Here is a 16,597-nt window from a genome sequence, read left to right on the forward strand (position 1 = left end):
GAACACTTCTGTAGCCTGCAAGGAAGAACACGCTCAGTTGCGTGTGGTAAATCTGCCAGCCTTTGGAAGCAGATATCACCAGGTAGTTTAAACGACGTTGCGAGCGTGGTGATGAAGGTCCGTTTATCCACTCAAATACTGACTCGTCTTAGCGAGCTCAGCCCGATAGCTTCAGCAACAATTTGATGTTGTTCGAAGTTTTCTGTTTTACGCACGATTCAAGATACGAATACGTCTAGAGCGCCGTCCGACCTTTGCACGCACGTATAAGGCCATTTGGTACATTTGGCCGCTTACGGGAGTCGCAATGGAAGGTCAAAGCTGCGCGGCGTCACTTGTGCATGAGCAACGCGAATACCAAGTGACGCGCGCAGCGCGTATACAGGCAGAGCTTACGCACTGCCCGATAGACGATTCTTCTACCATCTGACCAACACGTAGTAACGGTTTTTAGTACGTATAAAGACGTTTTACTAACCGTTTGATGGTCTTTCATTTAACAAACAGTCCGAATGTATGAAAAACATCATCATGAAGACATTTCTATTAGATAGAGGAGGTAATCAGCACGACATCGATGGCGACGCCAGCAACAACTGGCGTGTGGAGGTAGACTGACGAAAGTCAGCCCGGCGTAAGCCGCGAATGGGTAACACCCAGGGTGCCTTGCAACAATTCAACATTTCGCCCCCGATGCACAGATGTCTGCTGAGACGCAGGATGCGCAAAATCAAACCGTGTCGTCGGGGATGAAGTACCTATTTTTGCTCTCTTTCAGAAGGGAGTCGGTGAGTTATGTATTCCGTTCACACGGACGGAATACATAACTCACTGCATTAGAACTGGAGGACTATATGGCTAAGTTAAACAAGAATCTTGTGACGTTGGCGCGGGATGGTGGCGGCAGTTTTAAAACACTTAATGACCGCATGAAAATAGCCAATCGTTTTGCGGAAAGGTTAAAACGCTTGAATGTGCAGATTAGGGATGCAAAGAATATTAAGCCTCGTCATATTGAAATGTATATCAGAAGCCGCCAGGAAGAGAAAATTTCAATCAGGACGCTGCAAAATGAAATGTCAGCAATACGATCCATTTTGCGTGCAGCCGGTAAGACCATTATGGCTAACCCGGAAAACGAAAAGCTGAGTAATCAGGCATTGGGTATTTCTGGCGCGAGTCGTGACGGTTCAAAAGTTGCTATTCCAGATAATGTTTATCAGAGCATTTTAGAAAAGGTGAGTGCTGCCGATAAAGGTGCAGCAGCTGCAATGGAATTATCCCGTCTTCTTGGTTTACGGACTGAGGAAACCATTCAATCAGTTAAGTCTCTTAAAACATGGCAGAAGGCGTTGCAAAATGGTAATGAGAAAGTTCGAATTGTTTATGGCACGAAAGGCGGGAGACCAAGAGATACGACAATTATTGAACGCGAGAAGTTAATCAATGCAGTGAATAATGCAATACATATTACGAGCGAAAATAACGGTCGACTGATTAACCGTCCTGCTTTGCATTTGGCAATTGAACAGTATCGTAATATCGTGAGAGAAGCAGGGCTTGTCGGAAAATATGCACCTCATAGTCTTAGATATGTCTATACCCAGGATGCAACAAAGCTACATCTTAAAAATGGATTTAGTAAAGAGGAGGCTGATGCATTAGTTTCCATGGATTTGGGGCATGGTGATGGCCGGGGTCGTTATGTTGCACGTGTTTATAATAAAGTTGATCCCACTCAGTGAGATAAGTTCAAGAAGGGTTTTTGGCAGTTTCATTGTAAATTGTCAATGCTGCCAATCTTCCTTGTTCTGTTAACGCATAGGACAGTTTTAATTGTTCGTCTCTATACTGTTCAACAAAACCATTTTTATGTAGAGTATGACAGGACGTTCTTAAGTGATTTGGATATAGTGTCGCGCTACGATTTCTACTTATCATAGAGAATAAGGCCGTAGCTGTTACAAAATGTTGATGGCCTTTTTTCAGCTCAATGGCATATAGTAGAAACAAGACATCTCGTTGATTTCTTGAAATACGCATACTACCCCCTCTTATTCGTATCAGATACGATTAAATATTCTTCCTGCAAACAGTTCAATGCTTTATTCGTATCTGATACGAATAATTTAATGGCTCAGGAATCGTTGAGAATATATTGAATTTAATTCCATCTTTGAGTATGTTGAACGGGCTAACCCGTCGTCTCTGACGACCACCAATGATCCAGTGACTTGTGAGGATCGCTTTCGGGTAGTCACAAAAGAACACTTCTGTAGCCTGCAAGGAAGAACACGCTCAGTTGCGTGTGGTAAATCTGCCAGCCTTTGGAAGCAGATATCACCAGGTAGTTTAAACGACGTTGCGAGCGTGGTGATGAAGGTCCGATTTTACTAACCATCAATCAATCCCTCCGGGAAGCTACTTCCCGATTGCAGGGGTGTGGTTTTCCAAATATTTTATTTTGGAGCAACCACAATGAACTCTTCTACTGCATATCGTGATGGATACTGGGCAGGTCAGTTGTTGCTTTCACTGAAGAAAAAAGTGAAAACGCGGCAGCATGTTTATAAGACCTACAGTTTCCTTCAACTGCTACTTATCTGGGGAAGTGCTGTCATCGTCTTCTGCTTTTTTTATTTGAGCAGACTCGGTGGTTTTCAGCATAAGCCTCAGCAAGATGAACCGATGGATACCGCTGTTGAACTGGTTACGGTTTCGACAGAACAGGCATATCCGGAAGACTCTTTCTAACACTGATTTTAAGCCAGCAACCTAACGGGAAAAAGATCTTCCCGTCTGGGTTGATGTTCTCCCGTTTTTATCAGGAGAACATCATGCAAATGGTTTTACTTCGTACGAGTAATTTTACTGAGCGTCTGTCTGCGTTGCTGAAGAAAAACACACAGCGCAACGATGCATTTATTGGTGAGTGGATACCGAATCGCTCCAGGCATATGCACTTCCGGGCACGGGTTTCTCAAAGTGATTCCGGATGGAGTTATCAGGTGGAAAGCCGTACCGGCTGGTTGGGCTCAAAGTCTTACCAATTCGACTCCCATACTTGTTCCGATAACACATTTCCACAGCGTCACGAGGCAATCAAGGCTGCGCAATTACTGGCAAAACAGTTAGCAACGCTGCGTTACCGCTTCCAGTGACTTAGAACCTACCCACATGGGGATTTATCCCCAGTGGAGATAAATCCCTTTTCGTTTTTGAACCGAAAAAAGGATTTATCGATGCACAATTACGATTTCAACACGAAACCTTTCGTCTCGCGCCTGGCGATTCTGCGACGCGATGATGAATTTTTACAACGTTCCACAACAGACCTCATCAGGGTTGTCTCTGATATTGAATCTGTATTGATGGAAGCGACTGCGCTGATGCGTCTCGGCATCGATGTGATGGACTGGGATGACTTCGCGATGATAACGCTTAACCAGAAAAAGATAGCGTGGGTTGCGCGGCAGGCCGGTGAAATTATCAATCTGGAACTGCTACCGCGCACTTTTTTTGACAAATACTTCGCAGATATTCTTGAGCTCGGCCTTTCTGTTAATGCTGCCCTGTGGCAGCACTATTTTAATAAAGGCCTGAAGGATGCTGCCCGTGTTCATGAGAGCCCTGATGCGAGCATTTGGCTCATTGACTACTACCTTTACGCGCTCAGTGTAGATGTCGAGCGCAACTGGTATGACGGCCGGACGTTCTACTGACCGACTGCCATATCGTGACTTAACCCATGCGGGATTTATCCCGCTGGGGATAGATCCCTTTCACATTGAATTTAGAGAGGATTTATCATGACTCAGACTAACAAAGCGTCAGCCTTTGAAACTTTCTACTCTTTCATGTCGAAAGAGACTTATGACGTATTCGTTCAGTACATTATTGAGGTCTGGCAGTCTAAGCTCCATGTTAGCAGCGGTAGCTGGAATGACTGGCACCCTCAGGTGGCCGACGATCTGGAAACTCCGGTATATGCCGTTCCTGACGGTGATAAACTTTATAATGTTTACGCATCCCGGTTCCGGGTCCAAGTAACAACGGATGCATTCGGATTAATGGTTACGTTATGCGCCCTTCATGGGGTGCTACTTGATTTCAAAGATAACCGATTGCCAATGATATCGGACACAGAAGGCAAGCAAATCCAGGACGCGTTCGACGATTTGTTGCGTTACGCTCAAGCTCATGCGGAAGCGAATGCAATAACGCCGGAGTTCGGTTCAGACAACAGCAGTTATCGTGATTTGGCTACCGAATCTGTCGATGATCTTCTTCATCAGCGTGCTCTTTTCGCCAATGCAATTGGCGAAGGCGCTGTGAAGCTCGGGATTATTGCGGAAGGTACACCTTTGACCATGCCGCAATTGCTTATGGTATTGGGTGACATTATCGAATGTGCATCTCGGAACCTGAATAAGACACAGCAATGATGGCTGATGTTCGCTGAATGCTATTCAACTTAACCCATACGGGGATTCATCTCCTGTGGGGGATAAATCTCTTTTGAATTGGAAAGGAATTTATCCATTATGAACACTTTACTTAATCGTCTTGCTCGTAATCGTCATTCTGTTGTTGACCTGCTGTGTGTGATTTCTGACATAGAAGGAAAATTGATGGAGATTGGTGCATTCGAGGCACTTCGGATCAACTGTTCTCCTGATGAGGATGGTTTTACAGACAATGACCATCAGATTTTCGGAATCGCAGAATGTCTTGGTGAAACCGTTGGGCTGAATTTTATCCCTGATAATTACAGTCATTACTTGAATGATGTGATTTCACTGGGAAACAAAGTTGCCCATGAGTTTTGGGACAAAGCCTTTCAGAATGGCGTCCAGGAAGGTAAGCATACTCGCTGGGAATTTTCTTCCTGCCTGGATGGCAACAGCGATTTTGATGGTTATATCACGTACCTCAGTCGGGCCCACTGAATACAGTTTTCGATGCATTTTTTGTTACTTAACCCATATGGGGATTTTTCCCCTCTGGGGATAAGTCCCTTTTCAAATTGAAGAGAGGATTTATCTATGAATACTTTACTTAATCATCTTTATCGTAATCGTCATTCTGTCGTTGAGCTGCTTTGTGTGATTTCTGCAATAGAAGGCAAATTGATGGAGATGGGTACATTCAAGCAGTCTGATATCAACTGTGTTCCTGATCATAGCGGCACTATAGGCCATGATTATCTGATTTTCGAAATCGCAGAGTGTCTGGGCAAAATCTTTGAGTTGGGCTTTATTCCCGAGAATTACAGGCATTATTTTGATGATGTGATTTTGCAGGGAAAGAAAGCTGGCAGCGGATTCTGGGACACCTATTTTCACTATGGTGTCACCGACGTTAAGTATACTCGTTCGGCTTTTTCTGATGAGGTTGCGCACATTAAGTACCTTAGCGAGTCAAAAGTTATAAGACTCATTTTGAGTGACCAGTGTGTACGGATTGTTCCCAACGTTGTATGCGAGCCTTCACTTGAAGGTTGTTTGATGCACTGACAGCCTGTTTTACATCAATTATCGACCCACGATAATGTTACTTTCCTGGCGGAACCCTCCGCCAGGAGAGGTCCGCCTGAATCATGAGGATCAACTTATGTACACAGACGGATTTAATACGTTAATGCACCGCAATTTTCAGCGCTTATTGGTTGACTCGGGGTGGCCAGAAAAGATGGATACATCCTGGTCACTGAGCTTCTCTCAAAGTGATTACGTTGAGTTTCGGGGTCAACTTGATACTGAAGAACTTGTGGAATTACTTGTTGGGTTGGGGCGTTCTGGTGAATTGACTCAGCGTGAAGTTACGGTGTACTCCCTTCTGGTTCAACGTAAAGAGATAACGTTGGCACTGCGTGAATATGGGATTAGCTTCGACGGAATGCCGGATAGATATCCGGCCTGTCGGCAGAGGATGCTCAATGTGTTTAAGCAGTCTGTTCGTGCTCGTTGCGATGTTGCAAAAGAGCAGGGGTATCAGCTGATTGACGCGTTAAGTACTCCACATGGTGAGTCTGCGGTGTTATTTGAACGCAGTACCCGTCACTTCATTGTTCGTGCCAGCCAGAATGAGAGCCTGTGGCTTTTCGATGGCGACGAACAGCGCGAGGTTATAGACGGTTACCTTGACAGTATTTTTCGGGGGGAACGGTTACTGGCCGTGAAGCTGGAAGTCCTGACGAAAGATGACAGTGTTCTGGCTGATGATCTGATCAATGAGGTTCTCATCCCCGCAAATGTTCCTGTTCGCGAGTGGTTTTGTCGCGACTGGTTGTCAGATGTGATGGATGAAGCAAGAGAAACCATACGTGACAGTCTGTGTCGTTTTTCTTCTTTTGAGTCGTCATTGGCGCACTGATAGCCTGTTTTACATCAATTATCGACATCCGATAATTTTACCTTCCTGGCGGGAGACTCTTCCGCCAGGAGAGTTCCGCCTGAATCATGAGGATTTACTTATGCACGCAGACGGATTTAACATTTTAATGCGCGACAATGTTCAGGATTTACTGGCTGAGGCTGGTTGGCCTGAAATGGAAATTACCTATAGTTTGAGCCATAGCCAGGGTGATGGTGTAGCGTTTTACGGATCTCTCCATGCCGTAGAAATGGCGGAACTCTTCACTGCGCTGCTTCACCAGGGATACCTGACGAACAGAGAGGCAAATACTTTTACTAAGCTCGTTACTCATTATGATATGACGCTTAGGCTCACCAGGAACGATTTTGGTCTGCGCTATGCGCATGCGAACTGTATCAATATTGATTTTTACGATATTGATGCCCCAGATCGTTATCCGCGGTGTTGCCAGAGGATTTTTACTGCGGTGAAGCGATCAGTTCATGACATTTGCAGTATGGCTGAAAGTCAGGGATATGATCTGCTTGATGATCTAGCCAATGCTGATCTAGCCGATGCATTGCATTGATGCACTGATAGCTCGTTCTACATCAATTATCGACTTACGATAATTTTACCTTTCCCCCAGTGGCAATGTTTTCCGCCGCCAGGGGGAAAGCATTCGCCCGTAAAAGGTCTTTTATGCGCGAATTCACCGCCTCTCACACGACGGTTTATACCGATCGTGAATCACGAGTCATCAATATGGCCCTGGCGCTACTTGAGCGGAATATCAAGAAACGAAAAGCAGTGTCGTCGCCAGAGGAAGTTAAAGCTTACTTACGTCTGAAGCTGGAGTGTTTAGATCGAGAGGTTTTTGCCGCTATGTTTCTGAACAATCAGCATCAATTAATTTCCAGTGAGCTTCTCTTTGCTGGAACAATTGACTGCGTTGATATTCACCCACGCGAGGTTGTCCGCCGTGCCGTTCTTCTGAATGCGGCAGCGGTCATTTTTGCTCATAACCATCCGTCAGGAAACGCTGAACCCAGCAATGCCGATCGGGAAATCACTGAAAAACTGGTTAACGCACTCTCTCTGGTTGGAATGCGTGTACTGGATCATATCGTAATTGGTCACGGTGAAATGGTGTCGTTTGCCGAACGCGGCTGGTTATAACCACATAAATACTTTCGTCTAATCAGACGTTACCCCACGGGGAGAGCCTTCTCCCGCTACGGGATGACTCTCCCTTTTTTTATCACCAAAAAGGAGAGTTCATGTCTCACATTGATATCACTCAAGAAGCTCCCACTCAGGGTACTTCGTTTACACCAGAGCAGGAAGACGCAGTGTGTCAGCTTATCCGCCGGGAATGTTTCCGGCGCGATCGCAATGCACTATTGAAGCTGCTTGGTTATCTCACGTTGCTGAAAGTCGCCGGTTCTCTGGTGCTTTTAGCTGTTGTCCTCGCACTTCGCGGATTAACGCATTGAAAGGAGGGGTTATGCCAATGCCTTTACACATACTGATTGTTCTGTTTACAGGGCTGTGGTTCATCGTGCGCTGGACGAGCAAATTGTCTGCGCGAGCGCTTGTCTGGCTTTATCAGACCTGGCGACAGCGTTCAGAGCCGATGGAATCGTCAGCTCATCGAATAATTTATACAGGGAAGTGGCTGCTTGCTGACGATCACCAGTGCTGTGGCCGAGCAATCGTACTGCAACACCGGCACAGCTATAAGCCTGGTGTCGAACTGCTGTATTTCGGCGAGGAGGCAGCTGAACCGTTTTACGGTGAACGTTATATGGATAGCGAGGATGAAGCGGTTGATACCGCATTGGCCATGCACCAGAAGTTATTACGTAATGTGCGCCAACGTAAACCTGAAAGGATGCCCGCTGTCCCCGCTGTCGTGACGATTTCGTCAGTTGCTCAGAATGATGAAGCAGCATGATGGACAGGTCGCATTCCTCTCCGGCCGTTGCGATTGATGACAGCGCCTGGGAAAGACTCGTCGCGTTTACGCCCGAGCCGGCATGCGAGACTGAACGGCTACATCGTCTGATTCGTCATGCATTAAAAGCGCTGGCTTCAAGTACGCGTTCAGAAATAACGACCGGCTATTTTTGTTTAACCGGTGACGGCAATGAATCGACATCGTTGTGGCAGCAGTTTTATCTGCGCTATGAGAATGATGTTATTCATATCAGCCTGACCGGCTAACCGGCTAACCGGCTAACCGGCTAACACAGCATCTTACTAACCCTGACGGGGACACCCGCAGGGGGGGACCCGTCTTTTTTTTCGGAGTCCATACCATGAGTTTACTGACCACTAATGAACACCAAGAATCGGCCCTGGCAACGCAAGGCGCAATGAAGTCGCTAACGCGAGAGTCAGGAGCTATTGAGCGCACGCGCAGTCATTTTTATAGCTGGTTGCAGGCTGAGTTTGACCGTCATTACAAAACGATACGCGATGGTGGTTATCGCCGATTTCTTGAGGATCAGCACCCGACAGAGCTGGAACGTTTTGATGCGGCCTGTGATGCGCTAAGACGTGAGGAGTTTAGCCGTTTCGCGGAACTGCAAACGCTAGGGCTGTTTTTACATACGCAGGTCGCAGAGAAAGAAGCACTGTTTCGCCGCCGGCGTAACCAGTTTCTGATGGCGATGTCGGCGACAGGGATAATTACGTCCTCTGTTGTCTGGGCCTATCTGCATCATGAGCAGTTTGTGCAGCTGTGCCAGCAAGCCGTTATTGCGGGTCACGCAATTCTGCAACTGTTCACCACTGTACTCTGATTTTTGATTTTTCCTGAGGGAGCCATCCCTCAGGGGATGGTCCCGATTTTTGATGGAGGCCATGATGAAAACTTTCACATTACAGGATGCCGGAGATATTTGCCGGCTGTTAACAGAACGTCTGATGCAAAGTGTCAACGCGGGTAAAACGCCGTGGCGGCAGAGTGTTATTCGCCAGGGGATACCGGAACACGCATTAAGCGGACAACGGTTCACCGGCATTAACGCTTTGTTGCTCTGGCAATCGGCGTTGCAAAACGGCCTGGTATCAAATCGTTGGCTGACGGGGGATGACTTACGCTCTCTGGGCGGAAGAATCACTCCGGGGCAGCGACCGACCACAGTCGTCCGCTACAAACCGTCACTTTCGCTGTTTCGGGTTATCAACGTTGAACAGTGCGAGGGATTATCCGACATGCTGCAACCCGGCTGGCCGTGGCCACCGTCTCCCGTACCTGGAATGGATCGGGTAGGGCAGTTGCAGTTTGCGTGCGGGGTTCCTGTTCTGTTCAATGCACAACGTCCGGCGGTTTATCTGCCCGACAGTGATCGCATTGAATTACCTGAGTCAGACGGAGAGAGTCTGGCCGCACTGCTGGTTCGTGCAACAGGCCATCCAAGCCGGCTTGGCCGCTTTACGTTACCGAATGGTTTACCTGACATAAACTCACATCTGCAAGAAGCACTCATCGCTGATATCGGACGGGCGTTGCTTGCGGCTCGGGCAGGTATATTTCTTGCCGGCGACCCGATGTGGACAGGGGAACGGGGCTCAGATCCGTGGATACTGTTTAAATCGGCATCTGAGGCGGGGAAGGCTGTCGACTGGTTGGAAACTCAGCGTCAGCGGTTGGTCACCTTGCCTCTTGATGAGGTTCAATACTGGCAGAGAGAGGCTGCTCATCTGTTAACGACGCATTATGGCCAGCAACTGGATGATACGACGTTAGTGTGTGACAGCGTGGTGAATCAGCACTTGCGCTACAACATTTCACCGAGTAATGCGGTAAATGCGCTGGCACGGATTTATGACTGGCCTCGGTGTGATATGCCGACGGCATTGTTCACACCAGAGTTGAATAGCGTTGCTGATGCATTGGCGCGTTTCTCACTGAATCCCGGAAGCCTGGCTGTTCATCGTGTCGCCAGCGACATCGATGATAGCGACGTAGTTCTGGAGGCTCCGGAGCTTGGCACGTTGTTGCTACCGCCACCGTCTGCCGAATCGGTCGATGAGGTTGCAGCTAACGATGAGGAAGAAGGAGGTGACCCGGATGATCCGGGAAATCTCTCCGCGCTCCCCTGGGTCAGAAACCAGGGACGTCCCAATCCGCATCGGGCAACGTTTATCCGCCAGTTTCACGAAATTGCACCGTATGAGAACCGTTGGACGGTCTTCAGCGATTTTATTCACATGTCGGCAGCGGCGTTACATAACAGGTGCCATTTTGTGCAGGAAATCGAAGATGACTACATGCGGCGAATAAAACGTTACAAGTCAGTTGATCAGCGTCGTTTCCCTGCACTTTTCAACACGCTGGTCGAAGGCATGGAATTCAGTGCGTCAGATTTTCTCGGCTCGGTTTTTATGGAACTTGAGCTGGGCGATCAGCGCCGGGGACAGTATTTCACGCCGTATTCCGTCGCTTACATGATGGCGAAAATGCAGTTGTCTGACGGTCTACCTGCGCTGACAAGTGGGGAAAGGGATTTCATTACTGTCTCAGACCCTGCGTGCGGAGCCGGTGGCCTGGTTGTTGCGATGGCACAAGCCATGCTTGAAGCGGGTTTCAATCCACAGAAACAGATGGTTGCTGTCTGCGTCGATATCGATTCTGTAGCGGCGATGATGGCGTATGTACAACTGGCTCTATGTGGCATACCTGCGATGGTGATTGTCGGGAACAGTCTGAGTATGGAGTTCCGTCAAACCTGGCGTACGCCTTTCTGGATGATGTTTGGCTGGGAACGTAAATGGATGCGTGAACAAGAGCGAAAAGCTCAACAGCAAGTAGCCTGACATAACAATTTAACCCTAACTGGGCGTTTCTCCCGGAAGGGGAAGCGCCCTTACTTTATTTGTAAGGAGCATCATGCTAACAGAGCAGTTTATTCAACAGACATACCAGAAAAACATGAACCTCTTCCTGCATCAGGATGAGTGGCAGATTGATATCACTAACGATCTGCGCGACTGCCTGAATACCGATATTGTGTTTCACAGCAATCGGCTGTTACCGATCATGCAGTTTATGCTCGATAACATTCCAGGCAATCGTCAGTTACGTGCACGTTGCCAACTGAGTGAGCGCATTCTGACCCTGTGGATTTTGGGGCTGGATGCGTTGGCCACAGCCAGTGGTAATACACGGCTATTACCGAGGACGTCTCCGGAGAGCAGTGGTCGGGTTGATTGCCTGTTACCTGGTGAGCCGTCTGCCTTGCTGGATTTGTCTGACGACGATTTTATCCGACTGACGGCTCAAGGCGATCGATATACTGATGATGTCATCCTCCGTTCGCAGCTGGCGCAAACGATGCAGCACTGGTCACGATTTGAATCCTGGCTGAGTCGCACGTTGGCGCAGACGGGAGAGCATTGCGTGGCGCAGTTGGCTGCATTGCAACGGCGTTGTGATATTGATGAACGGGTTGTCCGACGTTTTGATACGGACTTCGGGTTTATCACGGTGAATCTGGGGACGGTTAATGCAGAGAGCGTGAGTGCGACAGATCCTGTTGAGTTCGTCAAACGGGTTTGCCGCCGCGAGATACACCTCGTTGCGTTGGAGAGCCGGATTCACTATCACAATGGTGCCATCATTGGTCGTTTTTCCGTTCAGAAAGAAGTTGTGAATGTGGACCGGCTGACAGTAGCAGACTACGGTGATGTTGTGCAGCAGGCGATAGCCTGGTTGCGTGACGAACGTCGACGTCTGCAACGTGATGACTACTCACCGGCGCCAGCGTTACGTCTGGTTGCCTGACTGATTACTTAACTTTACCCGGCAGGGGGAACGCCCTGCCGGGCCTCCTGCCATCACTATTTTGACAGGAGTACACGATGTGCATTATTCATGAATATATTCAGCAGGCGTATCAGCGGACATTAGGCTATGCGCCGGATTATGACGAAATATGCTGGCGTCTGGAGAGTGATTATCCGTACGTTAACACGCAAACGTTATTTGAAAATGAACAATTGACGGCCGTGATGGAGACCATGCTGGAACGGCTTGATACAGACGATGTTAAACGTGAACGCAGCCGAAAGATCCTGATGTTGTGGATAAACGCGGTGAACTGGCTGGCCAACGAGGTTGATGACGGTTATATGCATCTTCCCCGGATTCACCCGCAAATCAGTGGCCGTACCGACCAACTGCTGCGTGCTGACATCATGCCACTCTACGAACTGGATGAGGCGATGTTTCGTGAAGCTTCTGGGCAACGTGACAATGCATCCGAGGAATACATCACGTTGGCTCAGTTTCGGCAGAGTGAACGCTACTGGTTTCGATTTATGGATCACCTAGAACGGTCATTACGGGATGTATCGCATCAGTGTGCAGAAACATTGACGCAGTTTGTCAGCAACTGCAATTTCGAGGAAAAACAGATACGGTGCTGGCGTGGTAGTACCGGTGAAATACGTTTGTACATGTCTCAGCAGTCTATTGATGACATCGATATCATGGAGTTTGAAGATGACTTTCTGACCCAGCATGTCGATGCGATAGCCGCGGGAATTTATGTACCAGTGACCTTCCGCGCGGATGTTCATTATCGCAATGGTGCTGTAATGACGAGTTTTACGAGTGATACGGAGGTCAATGATCCTGAACGGCCGAATGCATCGGATTATTATGAGGTTATGGTCGATGCAATTGAGTGGATTAGGGAGGAGTCAGATCATGTGGTATCGCGGTTAAATACCGTCAGTCAACCAGTGACTGTGGTTCACCAGTTGGCGGCTTAAAAAACAGAAAGCACTCCTTCGGGGGTGCTTTTTGCTATGGACACGAATCACCAGGGAAAATGAAGTATATTAAGATAAACGAAATAGAACCAAGCAGGAGAAACTGTGACGCACAATTTAGGCGATTTGCCACGAGAGGAACGGGAAAAAGTGAATGTCGATTTGGCAGCATCAAGCGTTGCATACAAAGAACGTCTAAACCTGCCTGTTATCGCGGAGCAGGTTGAGCGAGAACAACCCGAACATTTACGCGAATATTTCCGTCAGCGTGTCTCTCATTACAGAGAAGTCAGTAAACAGTTACCACGAGGTACTGCTCCTGTATATCAAAAGATGGCGGAAGATAACGGTAAAAAATAAATCAGGACACACTCTACCTCCTTTTTAAGGATGCCTTTCTAATCGTGTAGGATGATGTCAGTGAAGCGCTAAGGGATATGATGTATGAGTGTAAAGTTTAATTTTAACCAACTACATGCTATCTATTCATCGGCATGGGTAAGACACGAACCTACAATCGCTTTTGAGCTTGCCATCGGTCGTGGGCATTTTGTTTTTATGGTGTTCTTCTCTCCTGAAGATAAAAAATCATCTGGAGAGCATCTTTTCGTCTTTTTGAGAAACATGAATACGTTGTTAACGTTAAAACTATACGGTAGTCGGCGACAGGGGGACTTCACTGTGTATTTTAATGCTGAACAAGAACGGGCTATGACGGATGAGCTTCAATTAACTCCCGGAAAGGGAGACTTCAGTTTTCAGCATCTTTTAGATGAATTAAATAAAAATATTCCTCAGAAACTGGCCGAGCAAAAAAAGATTGAAACACTAAGGACCGTTTGGCCCCAAGTACACAACAAGATCAGTGATATTGTTGATGATGCTAAAAAAACGATTCTGATTGGTGTGAAAAAACTGCCAGAGGATCATCATCCGCGAGAAAAAACGTTGCGAAAATTATATTTTCATACAAATGGGAGTGCAAAGGATATACAGACGTTTATTCATAAACTAAAGGAAAGCAACTATACATTGATGTGGACAGATGATCCGGGAAAAGTCTCAAAATCCTTTATTGACTTGATGTTGAAAATAAAATGAATTTTATTATTGGCCGTGATTTCACGGCCTTTCTCTATTTTAATGGAATGAATGCAGTGATGTAATCTGCCTGATTCTGTACCGCAATATCTATTATTTTTTTCAAAGCGCTAATTTCTTTCACGGTTAAGCTGTTCTCTTCTGCTGATATGAATTCGATTATTTTGGATGATTCGCTCATACTAATGCTAAGTAATGCCGTTTCATTCAACATTGCATCGTTACTATAACCATCAAGGTGTAGTGCATTAGGAATAGTACTTATTAACTGAAATAATTTGATTGACTGAGAAGATGTAACGGTGGTTTTCTCTGCATCAGTGATGATTTCTAACGTCGTTTTGTCATCATCGCTATAGCGATATGGAATGAATGTGGTTGATGAAGGGATTTTTGCATTAGCCAATATATTGGCTATTTTTTCTGTCATCTTTTTTACCTTATTTTTCATAAATAGAGCCATTTTTGTATCGTGCATAGTGGTAAAAATCATGGGAAAACCCTTTTCCCGAATCTAAAAATTTCCAACGTGAAGAATTGGTTTTTAATGGCGACAAGACCTTCTTTTACGCACTGTACCAGCATGATTTTTCACCATGGGGTACAGGCATGGCCTACTCGGATACGCCGGAACAATCCGCTGTCATCAACTGGAAAGGGCGACATCTGGTCGTTAATGCTTTTGCTGGCACAGGCAAAACGACAACACTGGTTCGCTACGCGCAGGCTAATCCTGACCGTAGAATGCTTTACCTTGCTTACAACCGGGCTGTTCGTGATGAAGCTGAACGCAAGTTTCCATTCAATGTTGAGTGTAAGACCTCTCATCAGCTGGCCTGGATGAAATTTGGTAAGCATCTAAAGCCGAGATTGACGCCCAATTTGCGCATTACCGACATTGGCCGGAAGCTAAATACCCGCCACTGGCCATTGGTCAGAATGGCGTTGACTGCGCTGAACCATTTCCTGTGCAGCGCTTCCCTGGCACTCAGTTATGAGCATCTTCCGGATGAGAACGATCGCGATGGACTGGATGCTGACAAGATATTGGGGGCGGCTCAGTTTCTGTGGAATGAGATGAGTCGCATCGATTCGACGTTTCCTGTCACGCATGATACCTATCTGAAGTTGTTCCAGTTGTCAGCACCTGACTTGTCAAAACGTTGGGACACGATCTTGTTTGATGAGGCCCAGGATGCTAATCCTGTCATAAGTTCGCTGGTACTCACTCAGAGCTGTAATGTCGTCCTGGTTGGCGATCGCCATCAGCAGATTTACCGTTTTCGTGGAGCCGATAATGCGCTGAATTCGCCAGCACTTGAAGGTGCCGACCGTTTGTGGCTGACGCAGAGTTTTCGATTTGGCCCAGCGGTTGCCGAAATGGCGAATGTATTGCTGGCACGCCAAGAGGAAACACACCCGGTAATTGGTAATGGTGGTAGTGACGAGGTGGTGGATAGGCTACCTGCGGACGTTTCGCGTTACACGGTGCTCAGCCGTACGGTTGCTGGTGTCATTGGTGCTGCGCTCTACGAGAGTATGGAAGAGAAGCGCGTGTTCTGGGTTGGAGGGATTGAAGGCTATAAAACGGAAGAACTGGAAGACCTGTACTGGTTTTCAGTCGATATGCCTGAACGGATGCGTACACCACATCTTAGCCGTGAATACCGGGATTTTGAAGAGTACAAATCTATCGCCAAGGCAACCAACGACGTCGAAATGAATCAGGCGATCGGCTTACTTGATAAATATTTCCCGCTCCCGCAAAAATTACAGGTCTTACGCCGTCAGGTGACGACGAATGAAAAAGATGCCGATGTTGTGGTATCGACTGCGCATCGCAGCAAGGGACTTGAATGGGATACGGTGATCCTGAACGACGACTTCTCGGATATTACCGACCCGTTGTTATCTGAAGCCGCCAGAACGGATGAAACTAATTTGCTATATGTGGCCACAACCCGGGCCCGGAAACTTTTGGTTCGAAATGAACTATTGAAGCTGCTCTGTGAACAGGAAGAGCCTGACGATATTGCCGAGGAGTTGCTAACTTGCAAAGGAGAATAAGGGATTGCTGATGAGATGCCATTTATCGACCACGCTGTTTTTCCTGAAGAACAAGGCCATGCCGAATAAATTTTACTGACTCGAACTTAATCTGACGCGCATGTTATTTTCTGAGTTTTTGTATTTATGCATAGCAGCTTTGAGCTATTCGTGGTTAACGCGGCTCAGTAAAGTAATCAAAGAATTAACGTGAGATAAAATTGTTTGCTGGGGCTTTCTGCCCTCTTTTTCATAAAAGAGTGGACAAGAATAGCTTCCTACATTAACCTACCTACTAGTTGATTGG

General features: G+C 47.1%; 22 protein-coding genes. 20 read left to right on the top strand and 2 right to left on the bottom strand.

The window, feature by feature from the left end; translation table 11 throughout:
* Positions 1 to 854: 854 nt before the first annotated feature.
* Positions 855 to 1,745, top strand: a complete 891-nt coding sequence (locus EDI29_RS00005; RefSeq protein ID WP_137739242.1) for an integrase domain-containing protein — start codon at positions 855 to 857, stop codon at positions 1,743 to 1,745.
* Between the two features lie 7 nt (positions 1,746 to 1,752).
* Here the strand turns inward: EDI29_RS00005 and EDI29_RS00010 are convergent, their stop codons facing one another.
* A complete protein-coding gene (locus EDI29_RS00010) occupies positions 1,753 to 2,043 on the bottom strand; it encodes a chromosome segregation protein ParM (RefSeq protein ID WP_137739243.1) in 291 nt (96 codons plus the stop codon).
* Between the two features lie 435 nt (positions 2,044 to 2,478).
* On the opposite strand from EDI29_RS00010, the gene EDI29_RS00015 reads away from it, so the two are divergent.
* From EDI29_RS00015 to EDI29_RS00100, 18 genes are all read left to right on the top strand, one after another.
* Positions 2,479 to 2,754 carry a hypothetical protein gene (locus tag EDI29_RS00015; protein WP_103199268.1) on the top strand — a complete coding sequence of 92 codons (276 nt, stop codon included), beginning with the start codon at positions 2,479 to 2,481 and terminating at the stop codon, positions 2,752 to 2,754.
* A gap of 83 nt (positions 2,755 to 2,837) precedes the next feature.
* Positions 2,838 to 3,161, top strand: a complete 324-nt coding sequence (locus EDI29_RS00020) for a hypothetical protein (RefSeq protein WP_119874189.1) — start codon at positions 2,838 to 2,840, stop codon at positions 3,159 to 3,161.
* 81 nt (positions 3,162 to 3,242) lie between these two features.
* Positions 3,243 to 3,722: a hypothetical protein gene (locus EDI29_RS00025; RefSeq protein WP_103199266.1), complete on the top strand. Its 480-nt coding sequence runs from the start codon at positions 3,243 to 3,245 to the stop codon at positions 3,720 to 3,722.
* An 87-nt stretch (positions 3,723 to 3,809) separates the two neighbouring features.
* Entirely contained in the window at positions 3,810 to 4,445 is a 636-nt protein-coding gene (locus EDI29_RS00030) for an antirestriction protein (protein WP_103199265.1), read from the top strand.
* A 99-nt stretch (positions 4,446 to 4,544) separates the two neighbouring features.
* Complete coding sequence (locus tag EDI29_RS00035) at positions 4,545 to 4,949, top strand: hypothetical protein (RefSeq protein ID WP_103199264.1); 405 nt, start codon at positions 4,545 to 4,547, stop codon at positions 4,947 to 4,949.
* 96 nt (positions 4,950 to 5,045) lie between these two features.
* A complete protein-coding gene (locus EDI29_RS00040) occupies positions 5,046 to 5,516 on the top strand; it encodes a hypothetical protein (RefSeq protein ID WP_103199263.1) in 471 nt (156 codons plus the stop codon).
* Between the two features lie 97 nt (positions 5,517 to 5,613).
* The gene (locus EDI29_RS00045) at positions 5,614 to 6,375 is read left to right on the top strand and encodes a hypothetical protein (protein ID WP_103199262.1); all 762 of its coding nucleotides are present in this window, start codon (positions 5,614 to 5,616) and stop codon (positions 6,373 to 6,375) included.
* Positions 6,376 to 6,475: 100 nt separating this feature from the next.
* On the top strand, positions 6,476 to 6,946 hold the full coding sequence (locus tag EDI29_RS00050; protein ID WP_103199261.1) for a hypothetical protein: 471 nt from the start codon (positions 6,476 to 6,478) through the stop codon (positions 6,944 to 6,946).
* A 113-nt stretch (positions 6,947 to 7,059) separates the two neighbouring features.
* Positions 7,060 to 7,536, top strand: a complete 477-nt coding sequence (locus EDI29_RS00055; RefSeq protein WP_241664868.1) for a JAB domain-containing protein — start codon at positions 7,060 to 7,062, stop codon at positions 7,534 to 7,536.
* Positions 7,537 to 7,637: 101 nt separating this feature from the next.
* Complete coding sequence (locus tag EDI29_RS00060) at positions 7,638 to 7,853, top strand: hypothetical protein (RefSeq protein ID WP_103199260.1); 216 nt, start codon at positions 7,638 to 7,640, stop codon at positions 7,851 to 7,853.
* Positions 7,854 to 7,864: 11 nt separating this feature from the next.
* Positions 7,865 to 8,314 (top strand): hypothetical protein, encoded by a 450-nt coding sequence (locus EDI29_RS00065; RefSeq protein ID WP_103199259.1) that lies wholly within the window; start codon positions 7,865 to 7,867, stop codon positions 8,312 to 8,314.
* The gene (locus EDI29_RS00070; protein ID WP_103199258.1) at positions 8,311 to 8,583 is read left to right on the top strand and encodes a hypothetical protein; all 273 of its coding nucleotides are present in this window, start codon (positions 8,311 to 8,313) and stop codon (positions 8,581 to 8,583) included. The genes EDI29_RS00065 and EDI29_RS00070 overlap by 4 nt, the downstream gene beginning before the upstream one ends.
* 95 nt (positions 8,584 to 8,678) lie before the next feature.
* Positions 8,679 to 9,164: a hypothetical protein gene (locus EDI29_RS00075; protein WP_103199257.1), complete on the top strand. Its 486-nt coding sequence runs from the start codon at positions 8,679 to 8,681 to the stop codon at positions 9,162 to 9,164.
* A gap of 61 nt (positions 9,165 to 9,225) precedes the next feature.
* Positions 9,226 to 11,184 carry an ArdC-like ssDNA-binding domain-containing protein gene (locus EDI29_RS00080; protein ID WP_241664869.1) on the top strand — a complete coding sequence of 653 codons (1,959 nt, stop codon included), beginning with the start codon at positions 9,226 to 9,228 and terminating at the stop codon, positions 11,182 to 11,184.
* 73 nt (positions 11,185 to 11,257) lie between these two features.
* Positions 11,258 to 12,151 (top strand): hypothetical protein, encoded by an 894-nt coding sequence (locus EDI29_RS00085; RefSeq protein ID WP_103199255.1) that lies wholly within the window; start codon positions 11,258 to 11,260, stop codon positions 12,149 to 12,151.
* A 77-nt stretch (positions 12,152 to 12,228) separates the two neighbouring features.
* The gene (locus EDI29_RS00090; protein ID WP_103199254.1) at positions 12,229 to 13,143 is read left to right on the top strand and encodes a hypothetical protein; all 915 of its coding nucleotides are present in this window, start codon (positions 12,229 to 12,231) and stop codon (positions 13,141 to 13,143) included.
* 105 nt (positions 13,144 to 13,248) lie between these two features.
* On the top strand, positions 13,249 to 13,503 hold the full coding sequence (locus tag EDI29_RS00095) for a DNA polymerase III subunit theta (protein ID WP_103199253.1): 255 nt from the start codon (positions 13,249 to 13,251) through the stop codon (positions 13,501 to 13,503).
* An 84-nt stretch (positions 13,504 to 13,587) separates the two neighbouring features.
* Positions 13,588 to 14,244 carry a hypothetical protein gene (locus EDI29_RS00100; RefSeq protein ID WP_103199252.1) on the top strand — a complete coding sequence of 219 codons (657 nt, stop codon included), beginning with the start codon at positions 13,588 to 13,590 and terminating at the stop codon, positions 14,242 to 14,244.
* A 34-nt stretch (positions 14,245 to 14,278) separates the two neighbouring features.
* Here the strand turns inward: EDI29_RS00100 and EDI29_RS00105 are convergent, their stop codons facing one another.
* Positions 14,279 to 14,737 (bottom strand): hypothetical protein, encoded by a 459-nt coding sequence (locus EDI29_RS00105; RefSeq protein ID WP_103199251.1) that lies wholly within the window; start codon positions 14,735 to 14,737, stop codon positions 14,279 to 14,281.
* Between the two features lie 116 nt (positions 14,738 to 14,853).
* On the opposite strand from EDI29_RS00105, the gene EDI29_RS00110 reads away from it, so the two are divergent.
* Positions 14,854 to 16,311 (top strand): UvrD-helicase domain-containing protein, encoded by a 1,458-nt coding sequence (locus tag EDI29_RS00110; protein ID WP_103199250.1) that lies wholly within the window; start codon positions 14,854 to 14,856, stop codon positions 16,309 to 16,311.
* Positions 16,312 to 16,597: the final 286 nt, after the last annotated feature.

This window comes from Pectobacterium polonicum, from assembly GCF_005497185.1.
Taxonomy (GTDB): Bacteria; Pseudomonadota; Gammaproteobacteria; order Enterobacterales; family Enterobacteriaceae; genus Pectobacterium; species Pectobacterium polonicum.